We start from the raw sequence: 24,885 nt of genomic DNA, 5'->3' as shown, positions 1-24,885 counted from the left end.
CCAAAATAACACTATAAAAGATACCAGTTTATTGACTACTATTCAGCCTTTAATATTGGTTTAGTATATATAAACGGTTGATCTATTGACGTTCCTTGAGCACCATCTCTGTTTAATGTTCGCCCAATTTCCGTCATCGCCAACCAACGGTTCTCACACCACAATGGCGCGAGCAGCGTTGGTCGACGTGCAGCCGATGAAACGCGGTGATAAACCACTTCTGGTGGCGTCATACGAATCAACTCACTGGCCGTCGACACGTACTCGTCCAACTCTGGCGCCTCAAGTTTTCCTGCTCTCCACGCTTTTGCCATGGTACTGCCTTCGACAATATGCAGTCCGTGAAGCTTGATGCCATCAGTCCCCACCGCTATCACTTTTTCCATGGTGTTCACGTTATCCTCATGAGTCTCTTTAGGCAATCCGACAATAAGGTGAGTACACACTTTGATTCCAAGCGCGCGTGCACGCTGAGTAATTTCAGCGTAGCATTCAAAATCATGACCACGATTGATGCGTTTCAAAGTCGAATTATTAGCCGTTTGAAGCCCTAGTTCTAGCCAGATTTCATAACCTTGTTCTACGTAACCAGAAAGCAGTTCTAGCACGGCATCAGGCACACAATCAGGTCGAGTACCAACACATAAGCCGACAATATCTGCCGCTTTTAGTGCTTGTTCATACATATTTTTCAGCACTTGGACTTCTGCATAAGTACTGGTGTAAGCCTGAAAATAAGCGAGATACTTTTTAGCACGATCGATTTCCCCCGCCCTATCAACTAACTGTTCATGAATACTCTTAACTTGAGCCTCTTCGTCAGCAAATGACGCCACATTACAAAAAGTGCATCCACCTCGGCCGATAGTGCCATCTCGATTCGGGCAACTAAAACCACCATGCAACGTAAGCTTATGTACTTTTTCGCCATAACGACGCTGTAAGTCTTGTCCGATGGTGTTTACGAGTTCATGAAGTTGCATTTTACCTTCCGCCAAATATCGAAATAATTCTCATTAAGATCTTTGTAATTTAATTACAGTTTTGAAAAATTAAGAGGATGAAATGTAATGATTTCAAACAGGTGATAAGTTAACCAAAGTCAATAAACATGCAGAAATAACGTGCCTCAAGCCAAATGTTACGCAAAAGTTAAACAAACTATTCATTTAAACAACGAAAAAAGTGGGCAACAAGATCGAGTTTTGATTGCATTTCCGCCTAACTAAATTGTAGGATACTTACAGATTTTGCTGTTTTTTGTGTAATTAATTACATAGAAGCTCGGCAAACTATCGGTGTTTTCCCACTCCCACCTATATAAATCACTAGATTGTGATAAATAAAAACGGGATTACACCAAGGATTGTTTTTCTCGCAATATTTTTCTGCGAGATACGGAATGGAATCAAAGTCGCCACCCTAGGCAGACTTCGAATCATAAAAATAAAGGACAGGACGTAGAACTAGTTTCGACTAGCCTCATTGCGCCTATTTGAACTGGAAGGATGTATCCATGGTAGATAGAGAGCAAAGTTCACAAGGTCTATATACTCCAGAACTGGAGCATGACGCTTGTGGTATCGGTTTTGTTGCTCACCTAAAAAACCGCAAATCGCACGAAGTAATTACGCAAGCACTTGATATGCTTGCTCGTATGGAACACCGTGGCGGTCAAGGGTGTGACCCTTGCTCGGGTGACGGTGCCGGTATCTTGCTACAAAAACCCCACGAGTTTCTTTTAGAAGAAGCGGTTCAGCTTGGTATCAAGCTACCTTCTTTTGAAAAGTACGGTGTTGGTGTTGTACTTTTCCCTAAAGACGAACACAAACGCGCACAATGTCGCGACATTCTTGAGCGCAACGCTAAGCGCCTTGAACTAGACGTGATTGGTTATCGCGTTCTTCCAACCGACAACTCGATGATTGGTGCTGATCCTCTAAGCACAGAACCTCAATTTGAGCATGTGTTCATTTCTGGTGGCCCAGGCATTACCCCTGAAGAGCTAGAGCGTAAACTTTACGTCTTACGTAACTACACAGTTCGCGTATGTCTTGAAAGCGTGTCGAATATCGGTGATGACTTCTACATCAACTCTATGTCTTACAAGACGGTTGTTTACAAAGGTCAGCTGACAACAGAGCAAGTACCGCAATACTTCCTAGATCTACAGAATCCAACGATGGTGAGTGCCCTTGCGCTTGTTCACTCTCGTTTCTCTACCAATACATTCCCGCGTTGGCGTCTAGCTCAGCCTTTCCGTTACATCGCTCACAACGGTGAAATCAACACAGTTCGCGGTAACCTGAACTGGATGAAAGCCCGTGAAGCGATCATCGAATCAGACCTGTTCACTCAGGCTGAGATCGACATGCTACTTCCTATCTGTCAGGAAGGCAGCTCAGATTCATCTAACTTCGATATGGCACTTGAGCTCCTAGTTCTATCTGGTCGCAGCCTGCCACATGCGTTGATGATGATGATCCCTGAAGCATGGCAAGAAAACAAAAACATGGATCCAACTCGTCGTGCGTTCTACCAATACCACGCGAACGTAATGGAACCATGGGATGGCCCAGCATCAGTATGTTTCACAGACGGTGTTCAAGTAGGTGCAACGCTTGACCGTAACGGTCTACGTCCTTCTCGCTACACAGTGACCAAAGATGACTTCCTAGTCATGGCTTCAGAGTCTGGTGTTGTTGAAATCGAACCAGAGAACGTTGAGTTCCGCGGTCGCCTACAACCAGGCCGTATCTTCGTCGCTGACCTAGAGCAAGGTCGCATCATTTCTGATGAAGAAGTGAAAGATGGCATTGCATCAGCGCAGCCTTACGAGAAGTGGGTTGAAGAGAACCTACTGAGCCTGAAAAAGCTGCCAGATGCGAGCAACGAATTCAGCCAGCCTTCACCAGAGAAGCTACTGCACAAGCAGCAAGCGTTTGGTGTCAGCTCAGAAGAAGTTAACGAGATCATCGTACCTATGGCGAAAGACGGCAAAGAGCCACTTTCTGCAATGGGTGCCGACTGGCCACTAGCGATTCTTTCGCACCAGTCACAACATCTATCAAACTACTTTAAACAGCTGTTTGCTCAGGTAACTAACCCGCCTATCGACCCGATTCGTGAACGTATGGTTATGTCTCTGAACACTTACCTAGGTAAAGATCAGAACCTTCTTGCTGAGTCTCCAGAACACTGTCAAAAAGTAGAGCTTGAGTCGCCAGTTCTTTCTAACTCTGAGCTAGAAAAACTACGTGCTATCGATAACGAGCACCTTCAAGCGAAGACGCTAGACATCGTATTCCAAGCAAATGAAGACGAAGGCAAGCTAGAGCGTGCACTTAAGCGTATCTGTCAGTATGCAGAAGATGCGGTAATCGACGGTTACTCAATCATCCTTCTAACTGACCGCGCTGTGAACTCTAACCACGCAGCTATCCCAGCAATGCTGGCGGTTGGCGCAGTTCACCACCACCTAATCCGTAAGGGTCTACGTGCGAAGTGTGACATTGTGGTTGAGACAGGTGATGCACGTGAAACACACCACTTTGCAACACTAGTCGGTTACGGTGCAAACGCAGTTAACCCATACCTAGTTATCGAAACTATGGTTGAGCTACAGCGTACTAAGAAGCTGGATCCAAACACAGATATTCGTGAGCTATTCGAGAACTACCGTAAGTCTATCAACGGTGGTCTATTAAAAATCTTCTCGAAGATGGGTATCTCAACACTGCAGTCTTACCACGGTGCACAGATCTTTGAAGCACTGGGTATCAGCAAATCAGTAGTTGATAAATACTTCACTGGTACAGTTTCACGTATCCAAGGTCTAACGATCGACGATATCGCGAAAGAAGTGCTTGTACGTCACCGCATTGGTTACCCAACTCGTGAAATCCCAGTACAAGTTCTAGATGTGGGTGGTGTTTACCAGTGGAAACAGCGTGGTGAGAAACACCTGTTTAACCCTGAGACTATTTCACTACTACAAGAGTCTACACGTAACAAAGACTACGCTCAGTTCAAGAAATACGCGAAAGCGGTTGACGACCAAGGCGATAACGCAGCAACACTGCGTAGCCAGCTAGATTTTGTTAAGAACCCAGCAGGTTCAATCCCGCTAGAAGAAGTAGAGCCAATCGAGAACATCCTGAAGCGTTTCGCAACAGGTGCAATGTCATTCGGTTCGATCTCTTACGAAGCACACTCAACACTAGCAGTAGCGATGAACCGCATTGGCGCGAAGTCTAACTCTGGTGAAGGTGGTGAAGACCCAACTCGTTTCGAGCGTAAAGAGAACGGCGATTGGGAGCGCTCTGCAATCAAACAGGTTGCTTCAGGCCGCTTTGGTGTGACGTCTTACTACCTAACTAACGCAGATGAGCTACAAATCAAGATGGCTCAAGGCGCGAAACCAGGTGAAGGTGGTCAGCTACCAGGTGATAAGGTTGATGACTGGATCGGTGCAACTCGTCACTCGACTCCGGGCGTAGGTCTAATCTCGCCACCACCACACCACGATATCTACTCAATTGAAGATTTGGCTCAGCTAATCTACGACTTGAAGAACGCAAACCGTGCTGGTCGCGTCAACGTGAAACTAGTATCGGAAGCTGGTGTAGGTACCATCGCATCAGGTGTTGCTAAGGCGAAAGCTGACGTAGTTCTTATCGCAGGTTTTGATGGCGGTACAGGTGCATCACCAATGTCGTCTATCCGTCACACTGGTCTACCTTGGGAACTGGGTCTAGCAGAAACGCACCAGACACTGATCAAGAACGGCCTACGTAACCGTATCGTGGTTCAATCTGATGGTCAGATGAAGACACCTCGTGACCTTGCAGTAGCAACACTGCTAGGTGCAGAAGAGTGGGGCGTAGCAACAGCAGCACTGGTTGTTGAAGGCTGTATCATGATGCGTAAGTGTCACAAGAACACCTGTCCTGTTGGTATCGCAACACAGAACAAGACACTACGTGAGCGCTTCGATGGCCGGGTAGAAGACGTAGTGACATTCTTCCAATACATGGCTGAAGGCCTACGTGAAGTGATGGCTGAACTTGGTTACCGCACTATCGATGAGATGGTAGGTCAATCACACAAACTGAAAGTTCGTGATGACATCGGCCACTGGAAGTACAAGAACCTAGATCTTTCTCCAGTGCTTCATATCGAGCAAGCTCGTGAAGAAGATGGCGTGTACAACCAAACACAACAAAACCACAACCTAGAAGAAGTTCTAGACCGTAAGTTGATTCAAGCGGCTATCCCAGCACTTGAAAAAGGTGAAGCAGTGAATGCTGAATTCCCTATCATCAACACGGACCGCTCTGCAGGTACCATGCTGTCGAACGAAATCTCCAAGGTTTACAAAGACGCTGGTCTACCACAGCCAATGAATGTGAAGTTCAACGGTTCTGCTGGTCAATCATTCGGTGCATTCCTAGCTAAGGGCGTGAAGTTCGAAGTAGAAGGCGACGCGAACGATTACTGGGGTAAGGGCCTATCTGGCGGTACGTTAGTACTTTACCCAGACGCGAAATCTGACATCGTCGCTGAAGACAACATCGTTGTTGGTAACGTATGTTTCTACGGTGCTACATCGGGTGAGTCTTACATTCGTGGTATGGCGGGTGAGCGTTTCTGTGTACGTAACTCAGGCGCGAAAGTGGTTGTTGAGGGTGTGGGTGACCACGGTTGTGAATACATGACAGGTGGTGTTGCAGTAATCCTTGGCTCGACAGGTCGCAACTTTGCAGCTGGTATGAGTGGCGGTGTGGCTTACGTTTGGGATAAGTCAGGCGACTTCGAAACCAAGCTAAACCCTGAATTGGTAGACCTAGATCCAATCGAAGCGGAAGATCGCGAACTACTGAAAGAGATGCTAACTAAGCAAGTTCAATTCACAGGAAGTGAAGTTGCTCAGTCTTTCCTAGACAACTTTGAAGCAAGCCTAGAAACCATGGTTAAGGTAATGCCACGTGATTACAAGGCGGTACTTCAAAAGCGTAAGGCTGAAGCAGAGCAAGCACAAACGGAACAAGTGGAGGCAGTATAATGGGTAAGCCTACTGGATTTTTAGAACATGGTCGCGAGCTTCCAAAGAAGCTCGACCCTTCGGTTCGTATTGAAGACAACAAAGAATTCGTTCTGAACGAAGAGTTTGGTGACAAGATCAATACTCAGGCTTCTCGTTGTATGGACTGTGGTGTTCCTTTCTGTCACAGCGGTTGTCCGATTGGTAACATCATCCCAGAATTTAACGACGCGGTTTACCGTGACAGTTGGGAAGAAGCTTGGAACATTCTAAGCTCAACCAACAACTTTCCTGAATTCACTGGTCGAGTGTGCCCTTCTCCTTGTGAGAGCGCATGTGTACTGGGTATCAACCAAGACCCAATCACTATCTGTAACATCGAGAAAACAATTGTAGAAACTGCGTACCGTGAAGGGTACGCAAAGCCTAAAACACCTCGTTCTCGTACAGGTAAAACTATTGCGATCATCGGTTCTGGCCCTGCAGGTCTTGCCGCGGCAGAGCAGCTAAACAGTGCTGGTCACTCAGTGACGGTATTTGAGCGTGATGAGAAAGTTGGCGGTCTACTGCGCTTCGGCATTCCAGACTTCAAACTGGGTATGGACGTGATTGATCGTAAGATCAACCTAATGGCTGATGCGGGCGTTGAGTTCAAAGTAAATCAACACATCGGCGTAGACGTGAATGCACAGCAGCTTCGTCAAGAGTTCGATGTTGTACTGCTAACAGGTGGTTCAACGGTTCCACGCGACCTTCCTGTTCCAGGTCGTGAACTGAAAGGCGTTCACTTCGCAATGGAATTCCTAGGTCAAAACAACCGCCGCGCAAACGACTTGGATCTTAAAGCTGAAGAAATTCACGCGAAAGACAAACATGTTGTGGTGATCGGTGGTGGTGATACTGGCTCTGACTGTGTTGGTACATCTAACCGTCATAAAGCAGCAAGTGTTACTCAGGTTGAGATCATGCCGATCCCACCAGAGAAACGCCCAGCAAACATGCCTTGGCCTCAATACCCAATGATCATGAAGACAACCACTTCTCACGAAGAAGGTTGTGATCGTCATTGGAACATCCTGACTAAAGAGTTCATTGGTAACGATGAAGGTCAAGTAACAGGTCTACGCATTGCTGATATCGTATGGAAAGATGCAGCACCAGGTGAGCGCCCTACTTTTGAAGAGGTTGCGAATTCTGAGCGTGTTATCCCATGTGATATGGCATTCCTAGCGATGGGCTTCTTACACCCAGAACCAACAGGTGTACTTGCTCAACTGGATATCAAACTGGATGATCGTGGAAACGTTGCGACTGACGGCTTTGCAACGAACCAAAAAGGTGTGTTTGCAGCAGGTGATATGCGTACTGGCCAATCTTTGGTTGTACGTTGTATCAACGAAGGTCGTGAGTGTGCGATTGCTATCGACGATTACCTAATGGGTAATTCAAACCTAGAAGCGAAAGCAGATTCACTAATGCTTTCAGCATAACGCCTAGCCACTGAGTTAATTTCATCAGTTGATTCTAGGTGGCTAAGCAAAAATAATCATTCCTTCCAAACTTTCCAACTTGACCAGCACATTGTGCTGGTCTTTTTTATTTCCTCAAAACACCACTTGTTGCAAAAATGTAACAATAACAATCTTAACCTTCTGAATTATATAAATAATTACAGCTTATTACGTGGTAAATCGCACATTGACATGATTTTCCACCAAGAACTTGACCTTTTTCACAACAACCTATACGTTGTGAAGTCGATGAAAATGATTTTCTCGAGTTTTGTTAAATATCTTAAAGATATTTAATGCATATATATTCTATATATAACAATTAGAACGCATAGTTAGTCATATATACCAACCCTTTTAATGTTGGTAGTTCTGTCGGGAAGGCAGGTGAAGCAAAGGGAGAATTGCAATGGCTCTATATGATCCAAATCTTGAAAAAGATAACTGTGGATTTGGCTTGATTGCACACATGGAAGGCGAACCAAGCCACAAATTAGTACGTACCGCTATTTCGGCACTCGACCGAATGACCCACCGCGGCGGTATCGCTGCAGACGGTAAAACAGGTGATGGTTGTGGCTTGTTGCTACAAAAACCAGACTCTTATCTGCGGCTAATCGCAGAAGAAAATGGCTTTAACCTTGGCAAACAGTACGCCATCGGAATGGTCTTTTTCAACCAAGATCCAATCAAAGCTCAAGCCGCGAAAGATATTATAAACCAAGAACTTGCTAAAGAGACTCTCACTGTTTCTGGCTGGCGTGAAGTGCCAACCAACTCCGCGGTTCTTGGCCCCATTGCCGCTGACTCACTACCTAATATTCAACAAGTGTTTATCTCTGCGCCTGCCGGTTGGCGTGAGCGCGATATCGAGCGTAGGCTTTATATTGCCCGTCGCCGTATCGAGAAACAGATTGTTGATGATAGCGAATTCTATATCTGTAGCTTGTCGACCCAAGTAATGGTTTATAAGGGCTTATGTATGCCCGCCGATCTACCAAGATTTTACTTAGATCTTGCCGATCTTCGCATGGAGTCATCGATCTGCCTGTTCCACCAGCGTTTCTCAACCAACACTCAACCACGCTGGCCACTTGCTCAGCCTTTCCGTTACTTAGCACACAATGGTGAGATCAATACGATCGAAGGTAACCGTCAATGGGCTCGCGCCCGCGCTTACAAGTTTTCTTCGCCTTTACTGCCGGATCTTCATACCGCAGCACCGTTTGTTAATGAAACAGGATCAGACTCATCAAGCCTAGATAATATGCTTGATCTATTCTTAGCTGGCGGTATGGATGTATTCCGAGCGATGCGAATGCTTGTGCCACCAGCATGGCAAAATCACCCAGATATGGATCCAGATCTTCGTGCTTTCTATGACTTTAACTCTAAGCACATGGAGCCATGGGATGGCCCGGCAGGCATCGTTTTATCCGATGGACGCTACGCTGCCTGTAACCTAGACCGAAATGGTCTGCGCCCTGCTCGCTATGTCATTACCAAAGATAAACTGATTACCCTAGCTTCCGAAGTCGGCATCTGGGATTACGCTCCTGACGAAGTTGCTGAGAAAGGTCGTGTTGGTCCTGGTGAGTTACTTGTTGTTGATACCCGCAGAGGCAAGCTGTGGCAATCAAGTGAAATTGATAATGACCTAAAAGGTCGCCACCCCTATCGTGAATGGATGGAAAACAACGTCCATAAGCTCACACCATTTTCAGAACTGCCTGACGATCAAGTTGGTCAGCGAAGCTTTGATAACGACCAGCTCAAAACGTATCAAAAGCAGTTTGCAATGAGCAACGAAGAGGTCGATCAAGTTCTACGTGTGCTTGGCGATATGGGCCAAGAAGCTGTCGGCTCAATGGGTGATGACACGCCAATGGCTGTTCTGTCCTCAAAAGAACGTTTAGTCACTGATTACTTCCGTCAGAAGTTTGCACAGGTAACCAACCCGCCAATTGATCCACTTCGTGAGAAGCATGTCATGTCTTTGGCGACCAGCATTGGTCAAGAGATGAATGTTTTCTGCGAAACAGATGGTCACGCTCACCGAGTTACATTTGGTTCTCCTGTATTGCTTTATTCTGATATGCAGCAACTACTCGGTCTCAATGATGAACATTACCGCAGCACAATCATCGATATTAACTATGATCCAGACGAAAAAGATCTAGAAAAAGCCATTCAAGATCTCTGCGAGCAAGCAGTAGCGGCCGTTCAAGATGGTACCGTCCTTGTTGTTCTGTCAGACAAGAGTTTAACTAAAGGGCTGTTACCGATTCCTGCAGCAATGGCTGTTGGTGCGGTTCAACGTCGCTTAATTGAGGCAAACCTTCGCTGTGATGCCAACATTATCGCTGAAACTGGTAGTGTTCGTGACCCTCATCAGTTTGCTGTACTACTTGGATTTGGTGCAACGGCGGTGTATCCGTACCTTGCCTATGAGGCTCTAGGTAAAGTCATTGACGATGGTGCGATTGAAAAGAGCTACCGTGAAGTGATGCAAAACTATCAATACGGCATCAATAAAGGCCTCTACAAGATCATGTCTAAAATGGGCATATCGACGATTGCTTCTTACCGTTGTTCTCAGCTGTTTGAGGCTGTCGGTCTGAGCCAAGATGTGGTTGACCTGTGTTTTAGCGGTGTCACAACTCGTATTCAAGGCGCCAACTTTGAAGACTTTGAACAGGACATCTATAACCTTTCCCGTAAAGCTTGGGCAAAACGCAAGCCAATCGAACACGGTGGTTTGCTTAAATATGTTCACGGTGGCGAATACCATGCCTATAACCCTGACGTGGTCGGCACACTGCAACAAGCAGTGAAATCAGGGGAATCTTCAGATTATAAGAGCTTTGCCAAACAGGTGAACGAACGCCCCGCAGCTATGCTACGCGACCTGATGAAGTTGAAAAAGTCAGACAACCCACTGCCGCTTGAAAAGATTGAGCCAAGCACTGAGCTATTCAAACGTTTTGACTCGGCAGCCATGTCTATCGGTGCCCTGAGTCCAGAAGCTCACGAAGCACTTGCGACTGCGATGAATCGTCTTGGGGGATACTCGAACTCAGGTGAAGGTGGTGAAGATCCTCGCCGCTTCGGTACTGAACGTAACTCTCGTATCAAACAGATCGCGTCTGGCCGCTTTGGTGTCACGCCACACTATCTAACCAATGCTGATGTATTGCAGATTAAAGTCGCCCAAGGTGCGAAACCTGGCGAAGGTGGTCAATTACCTGGACATAAGGTGACAGCAGAAATCGCAAAGCTGCGATATTCGGTGCAAGGGGTGACACTCATTTCACCACCGCCACACCATGATATCTATTCGATTGAAGATTTAGCTCAGCTTATTTTCGATCTAAAGCAGGTTAATCCAAAAGCACTTGTCTCCGTTAAGTTGGTTTCTGAACCTGGTGTAGGAACCATCGCGACTGGCGTTGCTAAGGCGTATGCCGATTTAATCACTATCTCTGGCTATGATGGCGGTACTGCAGCTAGCCCTCTCACATCCGTGAAATACGCAGGAAGCCCATGGGAACTAGGGTTAGCCGAAACTCAGCAAGCACTCGTCGCGAATGGACTTCGTCATAAAATTCGTCTGCAAGTCGATGGCGGCTTAAAAACAGGCCTAGATGTCGTGAAGGCGGCTATTTTGGGTGCTGAGAGCTTTGGCTTTGGTACGGCCCCTATGGTGGCTATGGGATGTAAATTCCTACGTATCTGTCACTTGAACAACTGTGCGACTGGTGTTGCGACCCAAGACGAAACACTGCGTAAAGAGTACTTCAAAGGCTTACCTGAAATGGTCATAAACTACTTCGTCGGTCTCGCTGATGAAGTGCGTGAGTTGCTGGCTCAGCTTGGTGTAGAAAAGCTCACAGACCTAATTGGCCGCACCGACCTACTTGAAGCAGTTGAAGGCCTGACAGCGAAACAGAGCAAACTCGATTTATCGGGCATTCTGGAAGCTCCTGTATCACCGCAAAATCATCCTTTGTATTGGACGGAGCCAAACGCACCGTTTGATAAGGCCGAACTAAACCAAAAGATTATCGAAGATGCATTGAGCGCCGTAGAAGCAAAACAGTCAGCAGACTTCTTCTACAACGTGATCAACACCGATAGATCGATTGGTGCTCGCTTGTCTGGTGAAATTGCAAAGCGTTATGGCAATCAAGGCATGGCAGCTCACCCTATCAAACTTCATCTTGATGGTACGGCCGGTCAATCCTTCGGAGTATGGAATGCCGGTGGTGTCGAGCTCTACCTAACAGGCGACGCCAACGACTATGTTGGTAAAGGCATGGCAGGCGGAAAGCTGGTCATCAAACCTCACCAAGGCACGGCGTTTAAGTGTAACGAAGCAACCATCATAGGTAATACCTGCCTATATGGCGCGACTGGAGGCAAATTATTTGCAGCGGGTACAGCTGGTGAGCGTTTTGGCGTTCGTAATTCGGGGACTATCGCAGTCATTGAAGGCGCTGGTGATAATGCCTGTGAATACATGACGGGTGGTATTGTCGCTATTCTTGGTGCAACTGGCGTAAACTTCGGTGCCGGTATGACTGGTGGTTTTGCCTACGTTCTGGACAAGAATGATGACTTCCAAGGCCGTGTCAATGAAGAGTCAGTCGAAGCCGTTTCACTGTCAGATCTCTACATCCATCAAGAACACCTGCGCGGATTAATCGCAGAGCATCTCGAGGAGACAGGCTCAGTACATGCTGAAGATATTTTGGCGAACTTTGATGAATGGATTCCAAAGTTCTACTTGGTGAAACCAAAAGCTGCAGATCTGAATACTCTGCTTGGTCACCAAAGTCGCAGCGCCGCAGAACTGCGCGTTCAAGCCCAATAAATCATGGAGGATGTAAGATCATGAGCCAGAACGTATACCAATTTATTGATGTTCAACGCGTCGACCCTGCAAAGAAACCGATCAAGATTCGTAAGATTGAATTTGTTGAGATCTACGAGCCCTTTACTAAGCAACAGGCAACCGCTCAGGCTGACCGTTGCCTAGATTGTGGTAACCCGTACTGTGAATGGAAATGCCCAGTACACAATTATATCCCTCAATGGTTAAAACTGGCCAACGAAGGACGAATTATTGAAGCGGTTGAACTCTCACACCAAACCAACAGTTTGCCTGAAGTGTGTGGGCGCGTTTGTCCCCAAGACCGACTTTGTGAAGGTTCGTGCACGCTCAATGACGACTTCGGTGCAGTGACCATTGGTAATATCGAAAAATACATTACCGACAAAGCATTCGAGATGGGCTGGAAGCCAGACATGTCGAAAGTCGAATGGACGGATAAGAAGGTCGCGATCATTGGAGCTGGCCCCGCCGGTTTAGCAGCAGCTGACATTCTAGTGCGCAACGGGGTTAAACCTGTGGTGTTTGACCGTTACCCAGAAATTGGTGGCCTCCTCACTTTTGGTATTCCGTCATTCAAACTGGAAAAAGGCGTCATGGAAAATCGCCGAAGAGTCTTCACAGAGATGGGGGTTGAATTCCAACTCAATATTGAAGTGGGTAAGGACATTCCAATGCAACAGCTTGTTGATGACTATGACGCTGTCTTCCTTGGTGTTGGTACTTACAAAAATATGCGTGCAGGTCTAGAAAATGAAGATGCGCCGGGCGTTTATGATGCACTACCATTTTTGATTTCCAATACATACAAGGTAATGGATCTTGAAGATGATAAACCGTTCATCGATATGAAAGGCAAAAAGGTTGTCGTTCTTGGTGGTGGCGATACCGCAATGGACTGTGTTCGTACTTCTATTCGCCAAAACGCCGACCATGTTATTTGTGCCTATCGCCGTGATGAAGCGAATATGCCGGGCTCACGCCGCGAAGTAAAAAATGCCAAGGAGGAAGGGGTTAACTTTATGTTCAACCTACAGCCTCTTGGTCTTGAGTTAGACAGCTCAGGTAAAGTATCGGGGGTTAAAGTGGTTAAGACTGCCCTTGGAGAACCTGACGAAGCAGGACGCCGTCGCCCAGAACCCGTTGAAGGTAGTGAGCATGTCCTCGAGGCCGATGCCGTCATCATGGCATTTGGCTTCCAACCGCATCAAATGAGCTGGCTTGAGCCTTATGGAGTTGAGTTCGACCAATGGGGTCGCATTACCGCTCCATCCGATCAAGAGTTTATGTTCCAAACAACCAATGAGAAGATTTTCGCTGGCGGCGACGCAGTAAGAGGATCAGATCTTGTGGTGACCGCCATCGATGAAGGGCGTAAAGCTGCCGAAGGGATTCTTGATTACCTAGAGGTTTAATTCAGTCTGAATGCTCAATCAATGTCACAAAAGGGTCCTATTTATGGATCCTTTTTTCTTTCTCTACATATAATTAGCTCAAAATAAAAAATAGGAATTCAGCATGAAGAAAGTCGCTCTCCTCTCGCTCACCGTGTTGGGTTTAACCGCTTGTAGCCAAGGAGTCCAAACAATGACGGATCGTACTGCATCACCATGTGGTGATAAGCCCAACTGTGTATCCACTCAAGACAGTCGTGAACAGTACCAATTGGCTCCTTTCACCATTACAACGGATGCCAATATTGACGCGATTGAACAATCAGCATTGAAGTTATCAGGTGCAAAAACGGCCGTTAAAGAAGAAGGATATCTGCGCATTGAATGCACCTCAAAGATTATGCGTTTCGTGGATGACTTAGAGTTAAAAATCGAAGGGGATCAATTGCTCGTTCGTTCTGAGTCTCGTGTCGGGTACTCGGATTTTGGCGTGAACCGCAAACGAGCCGACGAGTTAAGAGCACTACTCAAAGCGGATAATCTAATTAAATAACCGTTTACTGGATACAAAAAAACCGAAGCACATGCTTCGGTTTTTATCATTGCTGAGTGAAATTACTCTGCTTCCACTTCTTCGCGGAAAACAACAAGACGCTTAGGCGCAACCTTGCCATCGGCATTAACTTCAGCAACACCGATAAAGAGCTTCTCTTCACCTGAGGTCATACGAAGCGGTGTCCCTTCTGGTGCACCCAATATTTGAACTGGCATACCGTGCTGAACCAAATTAGTCAGCTCAGCATTCAGATTTACTTCAGGTAAATCCTCTACTGCCGTGTCCATAGGTAGCAACAATGGGTCAAGCAGCTCTTTTGGTGCCACTTCATCACGATGCGCCTGCTCTAATAGTTCGTTGAGCTGCTCAAGCGTCACCATCTTCTCGTATGGGTATTTCGCTACACCAGTACGACGAAGCATCGTCACGTGTGCGCCACAACCTAGCATTTCGCCAAGATCATCAACAATAGTACGGATGTAAGTCCCTTTTGAACAATGTACTTCCATCTCAACTTCATCACCTTCAAAACGGTGAAGAACGATTTCGTACACGGTAATTTTGCGTGACTCACGAGGTACTTCAATACCTTTACGTGCATATTCGTAAAGCGGCTTGCCTTGATATTTCAATGCAGAGAACATTGAAGGAACTTGGTCAGATTCACCACGGAACTTATCAATGCATGCTTCGAGCTTCTCTAAAGAAACATCAACTGGACGAGTTTCTACTACTTCACCATCAGAGTCTGACGTATCAGTACGCTCACCTAGCTTAGCAATCACTCGGTAACGCTTGTCTGAATCCAACAAGAATTGAGAAAACTTAGTAGCTTCACCAAGGCAGATTGGCAGCATACCTGTCGCTAGGGGATCCAGAGCACCGGTATGACCTGCTTTTTCTGCAAAGTAAATTCGCTTCACTTTTTGCAGTGCATCATTGGATGAAATGCCTGTTGGTTTATCCAGAAGGACAACACCATTAATTGGACGACCTTTACGACGACGAGCCATTACTCTTCACCTGCCTGTTCGTCTTCACGACCTGAATCGTGTTGCTTGCGCTTGTCTTCGCTAACGACTTCAGACACTAGGTTTGACATGCGCATACCTTCTACAAGTGTGTTGTCGTAGTGGAAACGAACTTCTGGAGTTAGGCGCAGACGGATACGCTTGCCTAGCATCATACGAATGTGAACTTCGTGCTCACGTAATGCTTCAAGGCAAGACTCTGGCGTTTGCTCACCAACACACAGGAAAGTAACAAATACTTTTGCGTATGCTAGGTCACGAGACACTTCTACATCAGAAATGGTCACCATGCCTAGACGAGAATCACGAACTTCGCGCTGAAGGATCATCGCAAGTTCTTTTTGCAGCTGCTGTGCAACACGCTGCGTGCGGCTAAATTCTTTTGACATATCTTTTCTCTTATTAGAAAGAATGGGGGGATGGTCGTAACCAGCCCCCCATGGCGTATTCAACAACCAATTACTGCTTATTCATCAAGGACTAAGCAGTAATTATAGTCAATTAGTCAAGAGTACGTTTAACTTCAACGATTTCGAATACTTCGATTTGGTCACCAACGCGAACATCATTGTAGTTCTTAACGCCGATACCACATTCGTAGCCGTTCTTAACTTCTTGAACATCATCTTTAAAGCGACGAAGTGACTCTAGTTCACCTTCGTAGATAACAACGTTATCACGTAGAACACGGATTGGGTTGTTACGCTTAATTAGACCTTCAGTAACCATACAACCAGCGATTGCGCCCAGTTTAGGTGACTTAAATACGTCACGTACTTCAGCAAGACCAATGATCTCTTGCTTGAATTCTGGAGCAAGCATACCGCCCATTGCTTGTTTCACTTCGTCAATCAATTGGTAAATGATTGAGTAGTAACGTAGGTCTAGGTTCTCGTTCTCAACAGTACGACGAGCAGTTGCATCAGCACGTACGTTGAAGCCTAGAATGATAGCGTTAGAAGCTGCTGCTAGTACTGCATCAGTTTCCGTAATACCACCAACACCAGAACCTACAATGTTCACTTTAACTTCGTCAGTAGACAGTTTCAGTAGAGAGTCAGCGATTGCTTCTACAGAACCCTGAACGTCTGCTTTAAGTACAACATTAAGCTCAGCAACTTCACCAGCAGCCATGTTAGAGAACATGTTCTCAAGTTTCGCTTTCTGTTGACGTGCTAGTTTAACATCGCGGAATTTACCTTGACGGTAGTTCGCTACTTCACGTGCTTTACGCTCATCACGTACTACAGTTGCTTCATCACCAGAAGCTGGTACGCCTGAAAGACCTAGGATCTCTACTGGAATAGATGGGCCTGCAGAAGTAACTTCTTGGCCGTTCTCGTCGCGCATTGCACGAACACGGCCGTACTCTTGACCACAAAGAACGATATCGCCCTTGTTAAGAGTACCAGACTGAACTAGTACCGTTGCAACTGGACCACGACCTTTATCTAGGCGAGATTCAACAACAACACCAGACGCCATGCCTTCTTCTACCGCTGTAAGCTCAAGAACTTCAGATTGTAGAAGGATAGTTTCTAGTAGGCCTTCGATGTTCGTACCCTGTTTCGCAGAGATGTGAACAAACATGTTCTCACCGCCCCACTCCTCAGGAATAACGTCGTACTGAGCAAGCTCATTCTTAACGTTATCTGGGTTCGCATCTTCTTTATCGATCTTGTTTACTGCAACAATCAGAGGAACACCTGCCGCTTTCGCGTGCTGGATCGCTTCGATTGTTTGTGGCATTACGCCATCGTCTGCAGCTACAACAAGAACAACGATATCTGTCGCTTGAGCACCACGAGCACGCATAGCTGTAAACGCCGCGTGTCCAGGAGTATCAAGGAACGTGATCATGCCGTTTTCAGTTTCAACGTGGTATGCACCGATGTGCTGTGTAATACCGCCCGCTTCACCTGAAGCAACGTGTGCTTTACGGATGTAGTCAAGTGTAGAAGTTTTACCGTGGTCAACGTGACCCATGATAGTAACAACTGGAGCGCGAGGAACAGACTCAGCGTTGTTGTCACGATCGCTTAGTACCGCTTCTTCTAGTTCGTTTTCTTTACGCAGGATAACTTTGTGACCCATTTCTTCAGCAACTAGCTGTGCTGTTTCTTGGTCAATTACCTGGTTGATAGTCGCCATTGCGCCCATCTTCATCATTACTTTGATGACTTCTGTGCCTTTAACAGACATCTTGCTAGCAAGTTCAGAAACAACGATTGTCTCGCCGATTACAACGTCAGCTTTAGCAACGGTTGCTGTCTTATCAAAACCTTGCTGCATTGATGCAGGCTTAGCCAGTTTACCTTTGTTGCGGCCTTTGCCACCACGTTGGTTACGGCCACCACGGTTCTGGTCATCATTGTTAGAAGCTTTTTTCTTCTTCTTACGACGGCCGCCTTCTTCTTTACGGTCAGCTGCATCTTCAGCTTCACGAGCGTAAGTAGACGTCGTTACGTGGTAGTCAGAGTTTTCTAGCTCTTTCTTCTTCTGCTCAGCTTCAGTCCAGCGAACTTCGTTTTCTTCCGCTAGCTTACGTGCTTCTTCAACAAGCTTTTCAGCTTCTTGTTCAGCTTTACGCTGTGCTTCTTCTTCCTGACGACGTTTTAGTTCGTCAGCTTCTTTCTTCGCTTGAGTATTCACTTCTGCATTTTTTGCATTCATGTCTTTCTTAGCCTTATCAGCTTGTGCGCGTTTTGCCTTATCTTCAGCTTCGCGTTTTGCATCCGCTTCTCGCTTCGCTTTCTCATCGGCTTCGCGTTGTGCTTTCTCTGCAGCTTCACGTTTCGCTGCTTCCTCAGCTTCACGTTTCGCAAGCTCTTCCGCTTCACGTTTCGCTGCTTCATCAGCTTCGCGTTTTGCTTCGTCTTCGATAGTGCTGCGCTTCACGTAAGTTCGCTTCTTACGTACTTCTACTTGAACATCCTTACTCTTGCCGCCACCTGCATTCACGCTTAGTGTACTGCGAGTTTTACGCTGTAGAGTTAAGCGAGTTGGCTCAGCTTCACCTGAAGTGTCGCCGTGCTCTTTTTTAAGGTGAGTCAAAAGCGTCTGCTTTTCTTCATCAGATACTTGATCACTACTCGCTTTTTTCATACCAGCATCAGCAAGTTGTTCGATCAAGCGGTCCACTGGAGTTCCAATTTCTTCACTCAGTGCTTTAACAGTAATTTGTGTCATGCCGCTTCCTCCTTGCTGAAAATTATGCGTCTTCGCCGAACCAACAGATATTACGAGCTGCCATGATTAGCTCACCCGCACGTTCTTCGGTTAGACCTTCAATACCTTCGATATCATCAATACCCTGATCAGCTAGGTCTTCTAGTGTTGCTACACCTTTAGCTGCCAGTTTGAATGCCATCTCACGCTCTAGACCTTCAAGAGCAAGTAGGTCTTCTGCTGGCTCAACGCCATCGAAAGACTCTTCTTGTGCAAGAGCAAGAGTGGTTAGTGCATTCTTAGCACGACTACGTAGTTCTTCTACTAGGTCTTCATCTAGACCATCAACTTCAAGAAGCTCGTTTACTGGCACGTAAGCCACTTCTTCTAGAGTAGAGAAGCCTTCTTCAACAAGCAGTTGAGCAAAGTCTTCTTCGATGTCTAGGTGCTTCATGAAGCCTTCAATTGCAGCTTGAGACTCTTCAGCGTGTTTCTTGTGAAGGTCTTCAACTGTCATTACGTTTAGTTCCCAACCAGTTAGTTGAGATGCAAGACGTACGTTTTGACCGTTACGGCCGATAGCTTGTGCTAGGTTATCTGCTTCAACGGCAATATCCATTGAGTTCGCATCTTCATCAACGATGATTGATGCAACATCAGCTGGAGCCATTGCATTGATAACAAATTGAGCTGGGTTATCATCCCAAAGAACGATATCGATACGCTCACCACCAAGCTCACCAGATACCGCTTGTACGCGTGCACCACGCATACCAACACACGCACCAACAGGGTCAATACGCTTGTCATTTGTTTTCACTGCGATCTTAGCGCGAGAACCTGGATCGCGAGCTGCGCCTTTAAGCTCAATGATCTCTTCAGCGATTTCAGGAACTTCTACACGGAATAGTTCTGCTAGCATCTCTGGCTTAGAGCGAGTGATGAACAGCTGGAAGCCACGTGCTTCAGGAGCAACTTTGTACAGAAGACCACGAACACGGTCACCTGGACGGAAGTTTTCACGAGGAAGCTGGTCATCACGTAGGATAACAGCTTCAGCGTTGTTGCCTAAATCTAGAACAACAGTTTCACGGTTAACTTTCTTAACCACACCTGTTACCAGCTCACCTTCGTTATCGATGAACTGTTCTACGATTTGTGCACGCTCAGCTTCACGTACTTTTTGTACGATAACTTGCTTAGCAGTTTGAGTCGTAATACGGTCAAACGTTACTGACTCGATGTCATCTTCAACGAAGTCACCAAGTTCTAGTTCTTCATTCTCGAACTTAGCCGCGTCAAGAGAGATCTCTTTTGTTGGGTTCTCAACGTCTTCAACGATCAACCAACGGCGGAAAGTTTCAAACTCACCCGTTTTACGGTCGATTTCAACGCGAACGTCGATTTCCATTTCATGCTTCTTCTTAGTCGAAGTCGCTAGAGCAATTTCAAGGGCTTCAAAGATACGTTCACGAGGTACCGCTTTCTCGTTCGATACCGCTTCTACTACCGCTAAAATTTCTTTACTCATTTTAAATAGCCTCTGAGACTTTAATTAAAATTTAGGGATCAGGTTAGCTTTTGAGATGTTGCTAAGTGCAAATTCTTCTTCATTACCTTCAACGGTAACCAGAATAGTTTCACCATCAACAGAGTGGATAACACCTTTCCACTTGCGACGGTTGCCCACAGCCATCTTCAATACGATGCTTACCTCGTGACCTACAAATTGTTCATAGTGTGCAGCTTTGAAAAGTGGTCTTTCTAAACCTGGTGAAGACACTTCAAGGTTGTATGCCACAGTAATTGGATCTTCAACGTCCATTACCGCGCTAACCTGACGGCTAACTTCTGCACAATCTTCGACATTGATGCCGTTCTCGTGGTCGATAAAAATACGTAACGTTGAATGCTCGCCTGCGCGAATAAATTCTAATCCAACTAACTCATAACCTGATGCTGCTACAGGAGCTTCAAGCATTTCAGTAAGTTGTCTTTCTAAACCAGTCATTTAACCACTCCAGAAACAAAAAAAGGGCCTAAAGCCCAATTTAAATTCCAAGCAAAGATCTGAATAATTCAATTTAGAATATTCAGATAACAAAAAACCCCGAATAAGTCGGGGTTTTTGTTGCTGGACCCTGATAGTTAAGTGAAATCTTTGCCACTTAACTCGCAGTATTACTACTGCGCAAACTTGCGCTAATCCAGTAAGGATTTGGTTGCGGGGGCCGGATTTGAACCGACGACCTTCGGGTTATGAGCCCGACGAGCTACCAAGCTGCTCCACCCCGCGTCCGACTTGTCGAGCATTATACGCTCTCCAAGATGTATTACAAGTTTGTAAATCAATGGTGCCGAGAGAGGGACTCGAACCCTCACACCTAAGGCACCAGCACCTCATGCTGGCGTGTCTACCAATTTCACCATCTCGGCAGCTAATTCTATTTTTTCAGCTAGAAAATAGCTTATTGAGGAATTTCGTCGCCTTGTGGGGCTGGAATTTCACTCGCATCTTCAGCTTGAATAACCTGACCTTGAGTAGGATCAACCCACTGAGATTCAGTTTTGTGTGTAGACATGTTGCCTAACACCAAGCTAAGGATGAAAAATACTGTTGCAAAAATTGCAGTCATTCGGGTTAGGAAGTTACCTGAGCCGCTTGCGCCAAACACTGTGTTTGATGCGCCTGCACCGAATGAGGCTCCCATATCTGCGCCTTTACCTTGTTGAATCAACACTAGGCCGATTACACCAACCGCTGCCAACAGGTAAATCACAAGTAGAACTGTAAACATTATTTCCACCTATGTTCCAAATTGTTGAGCCAGCGCCGCTCGAAAACATCGATTTGCATTTCGTTTTTGAACAAGGCTAGCGACCTCCTTATCGAAGGCCGAGCAATACTAGCGAAACGCGCATACGCTGACAAGTAGATTTTTTCAAAAAAGTACGTACTTAGAATCAAGCGGTCAAAAAAAGGACAAAACAGTAACTTTTCTATTCGCTATTACTTGTAAGTGGCTAGATTTCTAAGAATTCAGGGCTGTATTCGATCAAACCAGAGCGATTATCCAGCTCTCCATCGGCCAATGCGACGACTTGAAATGCGCCTTCAGGGACTTCCCATTGACAACGCATATTGCGCTTTTCGCTCGCTTCAAAACCAAATCGTTGATAATACGCAGGATCGCCAAGCACCACACATGCGGGATAGCCAAATTCAAGCAAAGACGCAAAGCCCTCTTTTATCAGATCGGCTGCAATGCCTTTATTTCGGTGATCTTGATGAACGGCTAACGGAGCGAGCCCTTGCCAATTAAGGTCCTCGCCTTCAAGGGTAACTGGGCTAAATAAAACATAGCCAATCACTTCGCCCTCATCGTTACACGCAACGAGAGACAACGTTCTGCGACCATTTTCTCTTAGTTTCATCACTAAATTCGCTTCAGCTTCTGTATCAAAAGCTGATTTCAGTAATCGATCAATAGCAAGTATGTCTGCCGGTGCTTCAGTTCGAATAAGCATTTACAACCTCTTTTTGTGTAGCTGGGGATTGTAAGCCCTTTTGCACAAAATCGGCTAGTTGATTTAATAGAGTTTGTAGAGCTTTTGGCAAAGATTCGAGATCAACACTGTCCATCAGGTTTTTCACTTCCAATCCAAGCTCCGTGTCACCCTCAATAGATAAGCGGCGTTGGAAGAAAAGTGTATCGGGATCTTCTTTACGGCCAGCAATCAATACAAGGTCATTTAAGTTACCACTAAAAAGGACATCTTCTTTAACTACACGATCAGCCACCACAATTTGTTCGTTTTCGTAACTAATCAACCAGCTAAGCTGCATGTCTTTTACTTCAACTTTTAACCACTTACCTTCAAGAAACTCAAAATCTCCATCTTCTAACGCCTCTTTAAATACCGTTTTAAGGCCTTCTAGCAAGGCTTTTTTTTGTACAGATTGCGGAAATAAGTGGACTGGAGATCGCAAAATTGAAGCGGCATTTTGAACTAGTTGGGTGCGAATCTTGTTAATCACGCGAGTTATCCGTTACTTTGTTAACTAAATTGCCCTCATCATAGAGTATGTTTTATTAATGATTCCTGTCATTTATCAAAGAATCATCGCTCTACGTCTAACTCTTTAAACTCTGAGTTAGGACAGTTATAGTTATTACATTACTCTATTCACCACTTATACTTGTGAATATATAGTTCGTTCGGAGAGTCGGAACACCCTTGATGCTATCGCAACAATTACAGCACTGGTTTTCAAAAATTACGGCCAATAGTCCGTTTTTTTTCGCCATCTTAGATAGCCAGCATAACTATGCTATGGTGAATGGACGCTATTGTGATATCGCAGGGTTAACGTCAACCGAACTCATTGGCATGAGTGACAAGCAGATCATGGGGCAACAATTCTATGATCATCTCAAGCCATACTATGAACGAGCATTCAAAGGCGAATCGATCGAAGCTGAGATGACCATGGGTGATCTCAACTTAGAAACCAGCCTACATTTCAACATTTCGCCTGTCGACACTGACGGTAAAGTTGAACATATCATCTTCCATGCGCTTGATACCTCTGAAAAACAGATATTAATCCGTTCGTTAGAAGAATCTGAGGGCAAGTTTTCGACTTTAACGTCTTTGCTCCCTGAAGGCATTTTCTTAGTTGAAGATGATTGTATTATCTCGGCTAACCCAGCAGCGCTAAGATTACTTGGTTTTGAGTCAATTCAAGATATCCTTGGTGAAAATCTGTCACGACTATTTGTTGATGAGAAAACCAAAACGGTATTCTCAGACTCTCTTACCGACAGATTGACCAGTACACCCCTCACCTGCTTAACTGGGCCTCGTTGTGGGTTTGAGCGAAAAGTTCACCTTGTTGCCGATGCAACTATGGTACTTGGCAGCAACTCTCAGTTGGTTTTGATTCAAGATGCAGACACTTCGCCGAAAACGCTGACCGCAAACCAACAAGAAGATGCTCATCTAGATTCCTTGACGGGTCTGTATAACCGCTTTGGGTTTACCAAGCGCCTAGAGCAACTGATTCACAACGAAACGCCGCTTATCATGCTCTATCTAGACATTGATAACTTCAAGAACATCAATGACTCACTTGGCCATCACATCGGTGACAAAGTCATTAAAGAAGTCTCTTCTCGTCTTAAACGTCTTCTTCCGCAACAAGCGGTATTAGGGCATTTAGGAGGCGATGAGTTCGGCCTTATTTTACCTGAACCCGATAATAACCGTATGGCTGAGATGCTTTCCGAGCGTATCATCTCACTCATTAATCAACCATTTGACCTTCACCATTTCAGTAAGCGTCTGGCCTGTTCAATCGGCAGCGTCGCCTACCCAGGTGACGGAAATGATGCACGTATTCTTCTGCAAAACGCAGACACTGCAATGTATGAAGCGAAAGATCGCGGCCGTAACCGTCTGATTAAGTTTAACGATCAGATGAATAAAGAAGCTCGTATGCGCTTATGGCTTGAGATTGAACTGCAAAAAGCACTTCAGCAAAACGGTTTAGAGGTTTGGTATCAGCCTAAAGTCAACGCGCGTGATTTCAGCATCAATGGCGCTGAAGCCTTGATCCGCTGGAAACATCCTGTCGAAGGCTACATCAGCCCTGCAGCATTTATCCCTGTCGCAGAACGAGCTGGCCTGATTGAACATCTAGGTCGAGTTGTGATGCGTGATGTGTTTACCACGGTAAAACGTTGGAAAATGCAGGGTATCCTACCGGGTCGTGTAGCTATCAACCTATCGCCTGAACAGTTTGGTAACCCTAAGCTTATCGACTACATGGAGAAGCTGCTGCGTACCACTGAGCTCGACCCTAGTTGTATCACTTTTGAACTAACAGAAAGTGCGGTCATGAGTGACAGTGAACACACACTGCAAATGCTTAACGCGATCAAAAAGCTTGGTTTTGCACTATCGATTGACGATTTTGGCACTGGCTACTCGTCGCTCTCATACCTTGCGCGATTCCCAATCGATGAACTCAAAATAGACCGTGCGTTTATTTCTGATATGGATACCTTACCAAAACAGATCACGGTTATTGAGAACATCATCAATCTTGGAAAATCTCTCAACCTCACAGTGGTTGCTGAGGGTGTCGAGACACAACAGCAAGCAACCTTACTATCGAACTTGAATTGTAATTCCATTCAAGGTTTCCATTTCTACCGCCCACAACCTAAGCAAGAAGTGGAAGAGCTGTTCGCGCAAAATCGACGCCACAAAAACTAACCCTATTTG

Annotated in this window: 15 protein-coding genes and 2 tRNA genes; 6 read left to right on the top strand and 11 right to left on the bottom strand. The window is 45.8% G+C overall.

Going from position 1 to position 24,885, the window contains the following annotated elements; translation table 11 throughout:
* Positions 1–38: 38 nt before the first annotated feature.
* Entirely contained in the window at positions 39–983 is a 945-nt protein-coding gene (locus tag F0231_RS12805) for a TIGR01212 family radical SAM protein (RefSeq protein ID WP_171760123.1), read from the bottom strand.
* A gap of 533 nt (positions 984–1,516) precedes the next feature.
* Between F0231_RS12805 and gltB (F0231_RS12800) the strand changes: the two genes are divergently transcribed.
* From gltB (F0231_RS12800) to F0231_RS12780, 5 genes are all read left to right on the top strand, one after another.
* Positions 1,517–6,064, top strand: a complete 4,548-nt coding sequence (gene gltB / locus F0231_RS12800; RefSeq protein WP_171760122.1) for a glutamate synthase large subunit — start codon at positions 1,517–1,519, stop codon at positions 6,062–6,064.
* On the top strand, positions 6,064–7,533 hold the full coding sequence (locus tag F0231_RS12795) for a glutamate synthase subunit beta (RefSeq protein WP_171760121.1): 1,470 nt from the start codon (positions 6,064–6,066) through the stop codon (positions 7,531–7,533). Before gltB (F0231_RS12800) ends, F0231_RS12795 begins: the two co-directional genes overlap by 1 nt.
* 430 nt (positions 7,534–7,963) lie before the next feature.
* Positions 7,964–12,427, top strand: coding sequence for a glutamate synthase large subunit (gene gltB, locus F0231_RS12790; RefSeq protein ID WP_171760120.1), 4,464 nt, complete (start codon positions 7,964–7,966; stop codon positions 12,425–12,427).
* 20 nt (positions 12,428–12,447) lie between these two features.
* The gene (locus F0231_RS12785) at positions 12,448–13,860 is read left to right on the top strand and encodes an FAD-dependent oxidoreductase (RefSeq protein WP_171760119.1); all 1,413 of its coding nucleotides are present in this window, start codon (positions 12,448–12,450) and stop codon (positions 13,858–13,860) included.
* 103 nt (positions 13,861–13,963) lie between these two features.
* Entirely contained in the window at positions 13,964–14,392 is a 429-nt protein-coding gene (locus F0231_RS12780) for a DUF1499 domain-containing protein (protein ID WP_171760118.1), read from the top strand.
* 62 nt (positions 14,393–14,454) lie between these two features.
* On the opposite strand, the gene truB is transcribed toward F0231_RS12780, so the two are convergent.
* From truB to F0231_RS12730, 10 genes are all read right to left on the bottom strand, one after another.
* On the bottom strand, positions 14,455–15,408 hold the full coding sequence (truB, locus tag F0231_RS12775) for a tRNA pseudouridine(55) synthase TruB (RefSeq protein WP_171760117.1): 954 nt from the start codon (positions 15,406–15,408) through the stop codon (positions 14,455–14,457).
* On the bottom strand, positions 15,408–15,815 hold the full coding sequence (gene rbfA / locus F0231_RS12770; RefSeq protein ID WP_171760116.1) for a 30S ribosome-binding factor RbfA: 408 nt from the start codon (positions 15,813–15,815) through the stop codon (positions 15,408–15,410). Before rbfA ends, truB begins: the two co-directional genes overlap by 1 nt.
* Positions 15,816–15,927: 112 nt before the next feature.
* Entirely contained in the window at positions 15,928–18,615 is a 2,688-nt protein-coding gene (gene infB / locus F0231_RS12765; protein WP_171760115.1) for a translation initiation factor IF-2, read from the bottom strand.
* Between the two features lie 22 nt (positions 18,616–18,637).
* Positions 18,638–20,125 carry a transcription termination factor NusA gene (nusA, locus tag F0231_RS12760; RefSeq protein ID WP_171760114.1) on the bottom strand — a complete coding sequence of 496 codons (1,488 nt, stop codon included), beginning with the start codon at positions 20,123–20,125 and terminating at the stop codon, positions 18,638–18,640.
* 24 nt (positions 20,126–20,149) lie between these two features.
* The gene (gene rimP, locus F0231_RS12755) at positions 20,150–20,605 is read right to left on the bottom strand and encodes a ribosome maturation factor RimP (protein WP_171760113.1); all 456 of its coding nucleotides are present in this window, start codon (positions 20,603–20,605) and stop codon (positions 20,150–20,152) included.
* A 208-nt stretch (positions 20,606–20,813) separates the two neighbouring features.
* A tRNA-Met gene (locus F0231_RS12750) sits at positions 20,814–20,890 on the bottom strand.
* Between the two features lie 56 nt (positions 20,891–20,946).
* Positions 20,947–21,030: transfer RNA gene (locus F0231_RS12745), tRNA-Leu, on the bottom strand.
* 32 nt (positions 21,031–21,062) lie between these two features.
* Positions 21,063–21,392, bottom strand: a complete 330-nt coding sequence (gene secG / locus F0231_RS12740) for a preprotein translocase subunit SecG (RefSeq protein ID WP_171760112.1) — start codon at positions 21,390–21,392, stop codon at positions 21,063–21,065.
* 226 nt (positions 21,393–21,618) lie between these two features.
* Positions 21,619–22,122: a GNAT family N-acetyltransferase gene (locus tag F0231_RS12735; RefSeq protein ID WP_171760111.1), complete on the bottom strand. Its 504-nt coding sequence runs from the start codon at positions 22,120–22,122 to the stop codon at positions 21,619–21,621.
* Positions 22,106–22,633 (bottom strand): SCP2 sterol-binding domain-containing protein, encoded by a 528-nt coding sequence (locus tag F0231_RS12730; protein ID WP_171760110.1) that lies wholly within the window; start codon positions 22,631–22,633, stop codon positions 22,106–22,108. The genes F0231_RS12735 and F0231_RS12730 overlap by 17 nt, the downstream gene beginning before the upstream one ends.
* 203 nt (positions 22,634–22,836) lie before the next feature.
* Here F0231_RS12730 and F0231_RS12725 point away from each other — a divergent pair, with 203 nt between their 5' ends.
* A complete protein-coding gene (locus F0231_RS12725) occupies positions 22,837–24,876 on the top strand; it encodes an EAL domain-containing protein (protein ID WP_171760109.1) in 2,040 nt (679 codons plus the stop codon).
* Positions 24,877–24,885 lie beyond the last annotated feature (9 nt).

It is taken from the genome of Vibrio sp. RE86, from assembly GCF_013114545.1.
Classification (GTDB): Bacteria; Pseudomonadota; Gammaproteobacteria; order Enterobacterales; family Vibrionaceae; genus Vibrio.
The sequence above is the reverse complement of the archived record's forward strand: the minus strand, read 5'-3'. Positions and strand labels throughout refer to the sequence as shown.